This is a genomic window from Acidocella sp., assembly GCF_013044125.1.
Taxonomy (GTDB): domain Bacteria; phylum Pseudomonadota; class Alphaproteobacteria; order Acetobacterales; family Acetobacteraceae; genus Acidocella.
Map to the genome: position 1 here is coordinate 1 of NZ_JABEVC010000173.1, position 3,855 is coordinate 3,855.

Annotated in this window: 2 protein-coding genes and 1 pseudogene; all 3 read right to left on the bottom strand. The window is 64.2% G+C overall.

The window, feature by feature from the left end; genetic code table 11:
- Positions 1–289 (bottom strand): biotin/lipoyl-containing protein (locus HKL97_RS10660; protein WP_291425137.1); only part of this gene is annotated, 289 nt, incomplete at its 3' end.
- Between the two features lie 51 nt (positions 290–340).
- Positions 341–3,181, bottom strand: a complete 2,841-nt coding sequence (locus tag HKL97_RS10665) for a 2-oxoglutarate dehydrogenase E1 component (protein WP_291425139.1) — start codon at positions 3,179–3,181, stop codon at positions 341–343.
- Positions 3,182–3,506: 325 nt separating this feature from the next.
- Positions 3,507–3,855: pseudogene (locus HKL97_RS10670) on the bottom strand (succinate--CoA ligase subunit alpha); the annotation flags it as partial.

Here is a 3,855-nt window from a genome sequence, read left to right on the forward strand (position 1 = left end):
CGGTTGCGGGGGCGGATTTGGGTTCGATCAGCTTCGCCGCGGGCTTTGCCCCTGCGGCGCCGATCCGGCCCAGCAGCGCGCCGACCTCGACCTCAGCCCCTTCCGGCGCGATGATCTCTTCCAGCGTGCCGGCCTCCGGCGCGTTGACCTCAACGGTCACCTTGTCGGTTTCCAGCTCCACCAGAGGTTCGTCGGCGGCCACTGTGTCCCCGGCTTTTTTCATCCATCGCGCGATGGTTGCGCTGGTAACGCTTTCCCCAAGTGTCGGGACTTTGATGTCGGCGGCCATAACTGCTCCTAATTTGTAGACGCGGGGTCGTTTGGGAGGTGTTGCGAAAGTTTAGACGGATAATGCCTCGTTCACCAGGGCGGCCTGCTCGGCGGCATGGACGCGGGCAAGGCCGGTCGCCGGGCTGGCGGCGGCGGTGCGGCCGACGTAGCGCGGCCGCTTGGCGGCGCCTCCAGCGGCGAGCAGCACGGCCTCGATCTTGCGGTCAACGAAGGTCCAGCCGCCGTTGTTCTCGGGCTCTTCCTGGCACCAGACCACCTCAGCCTTGGTATAGGGAGCCAGCGCCGCCTGCAGCTTGCGGGCCGGGAAGGGGTAGAACTGCTCCAGCCGGACGATGGCAACATTCTTGATGCCGCGTTCGCGCCGCTCGGCCAGCAGGTCGTAATAGACCTTGCCGGAACAGATCACGACGCGCTTCACCTGTGCCGGTGCCGCGATCTGGTCGATCTCCGGGATCACATATTTGAAGCCAGAACCGGTGGTCATATCGCTCAGCGGCGAGATGGCCAGCTTATGCCGCAGCAGGGATTTAGGCGTCATCAGCACCAGCGGCTTGCGGAAGTTGCGCTTGAGCTGGCGGCGCAGCGCATGGAAGTAGTTTGCCGGCGTCGTCAGGTTGCACACCGTCATGTTGCGTTCGGCGCAGAGCTGCAGATAGCGCTCCAGCCGGGCGGAGGAGTGCTCCGGCCCCTGGCCCTCATGCCCGTGCGGCAGCAGCAGCGTGAGGCCGCACATGCGCAGCCACTTCGTCTCGCCCGAGGCCAGGAACTGGTCGATAATGACCTGCGCGCCGTTGGCGAAATCGCCGAACTGCGCTTCCCACAGCACCAGCACGCTGGGGTCCGCGAGGGCGTAGCCGTATTCAAAGCCCAGCACGCCGACCTCTGAGAGGAGCGAGTTGAAGATCTCAATCCGCGCCTGGTCCGTGCTGATGTTGTTCAGCGGCGTGTATTCGTTCTGGTTGGTCTGGTCGATCAGCACGGCGTGGCGCTGGCTGAAGGTGCCGCGCTGGCAATCCTCGCCGGAGAGCCGCACGCGGTGGCCGTCGAGCATCAGCGTGCCGAAGGCCAGCGCCTCGCCGGTCGCCCAGTCGATGCCCTCGCCGGTCTCGATCATCTGCCGCTTGGCTTCGAGCTGGCGCAGAATCTTGGAGTTGATGTCAAAATTTTCCGGCGGCGTGGAGATGGCCTTGCCAACCTCGCGTAGCTGCTCCAGCGGCGCGGCAGTTGCCTGTTCCTCCTGCTCGTCCTCCTCGGTGGCTTGGCCCAGGCCCGACCAATGGCCTTCCAGCCAGTCCGCCTTGTTTACCTTGTACGCCTGCGCGCCCTTGTAGGCGTCCTCCAGGGTCTGGTTGTAATTATCGGCAATCGCCTGCGCCTGTTCGGCGCTCACGCTGCCCTCGGCCGCCAGGGCGTCGGCATAGAGCGCGCGCGTCGTCTTCAGAGCCTTGATCGCTTTGTACATGATCGGCTGCGTGAACGCCGGTTCCTCGTTCTCGTTATGGCCATGGCGGCGGTAGCAGACGAGGTCGATCACCACATCCACCGCGAATTCCATGCGGAATTCGGTCGCCAGCCGGGCCGCGAACACGACGGCCTCCGGATTGTCGCCGTTCACATGCAAAATTGGCGACTGCACGGCCTTGGCAACATCCGTGCAATACAGGCCGGAGAAAGCATGCGCCGGCACGGTGGTGAAGCCGATCTGGTTGTTGACGACCAGATGCACCGAGCCGCCGGTGCGGTAGCCGATCAGCTGGCTCATCGCCAGGGTCTCATACACGACGCCCTGCCCCGCGAAAGCGGCGTCGCCATGCATCAGAATCGCCATCGCGTTGCGGCGGGTGGCATCGCCCATCATGTCCATGCGGGCGCGGATCTTGCCGACCACCACGGGGTCCACCGCTTCGAGATGCGAGGGGTTGGGCTGCAGCGAGAGATGCAACTGGTTGCCGTTGATGTTGATGTCGGTGGAGGTGCCGAGGTGGTATTTCACGTCGCCGGAGCCTTCCACATCCTCAGGCTTGGCGCTGGCGCCGCCGAACTCGCTGAACAGTGCGACGAGCGGCTTCTGCACGATGTTGACCAGCGTGTTCAACCGGCCGCGGTGCGGCATGCCGATGGCGATTTCCTTCACCCCGCCCTTGGCGGCCGTCTCGATGATCGTATGTAGCGCCGGAATCGTGCTCTCGCCGCCCTCCAGGCCGAAGCGCTTGGTGCCGACATAGCGGCGCTGGCAGAAGGTCTCGAAACTGTCAGCCTCGGTCAGCTGGCGCAGGATCTTGGTTTTCTCTTCCGGCCCAAACGCGGCGAGCCAGGGCGCGCCTTCGATCCGCTGCTGGATCCAGGATTTTTGCGCCGGATCCTGGATGTGCATGAACTCGACGCCGATTTCCCCGCAATAGCTGGCGCGCAGGATGGCCAGAATTTCCCGCACCGTCGCGTTGTCGTGGCCGAGTACGCCATTGATGAAAATGGGCCGGTCCATGTCCTCGCTGGTGAAGCCATAGGTGGCGGGGTCAAGCTCGGGGTGCTGGCGCGGCTGGCGCAGATGCAGCGGGTCGAGCTGCGCCTCCAGATGCCCGCGCACGCGGTAGGCGCGGATGAGCATCAGCGCGCGGATGGAATCCAGCGTCGCGGCGCGGGTGTCGGCGGTGGGCGGCGGGGCGGATTTGGTGGCCTCGGGCACTTCGAAAACCGCAGGGCGGGGGGCCCAGGAAGCGCCCGATGCATCGGTGAGGACCGAGCGGGCCTCATCGTCCAGCGAGGCAAAGAGCACCGCGAAATCCGGGTCCACCGAATGCGGGGCGGAAATCCATTTTGCGTAAAGCTGTGCGATGAACTGGGCATTCGCCCCGTTCATGGCGGTTGCGATGATGTCGACGCCGGCCATGCCAAACCTATCCCTCTGTAAAGCGATTCCGTCCCGCTTGTTCCACGCTGCCACACCGGGGCAGCGTCAAGTCCACCCTCCCGCGTGAGAAGGGCGGGTTTGCGAACTCTGCGGGCATATAAGCCACAAGCCCGGCCTGATCTTTATCCGGTTTGGAGGGGCTGGGTTGTTCAACCTGCATGTGTATCAGATTAACCGCCCCGCGCCTTCCGATTTCTTAAAATCCGCCCGTTTCATAATGAGGAAACCCGGCGGAACGCCATGAAAAAGGCTGAACCGCTTGCGCGATTCAGCCTTCAACAGATCAATCACATAGGTGCGGCGCTTATGCCCGCAGCGCCTTCACCATGGTGCTGCCCAGCGCCGCCGGGCTGTCGGCGACAAAAATGCCGGCCTCCTGCATGGCGGCGATTTTCGCCTGCGCGGTATCTTTGCCGCCCGAGATCACCGCGCCGGCATGGCCCATGCGGCGGCCCGGAGGTGCCGTAACCCCCGCGATGAAGCCGACGACAGGCTTCTTGATTTTGTGGCGGGCGAGGAATTCGGCCGCGTCGATCTCGGAAGGGCCGCCGATCTCGCCGATCATGATGATCGCCTGGGTCTCGTCGTCATGCAGGAACAGGTCCAGCACCTCGATGAAATCCATGCCCTTCACCGGGTCACCGCCGATGCCA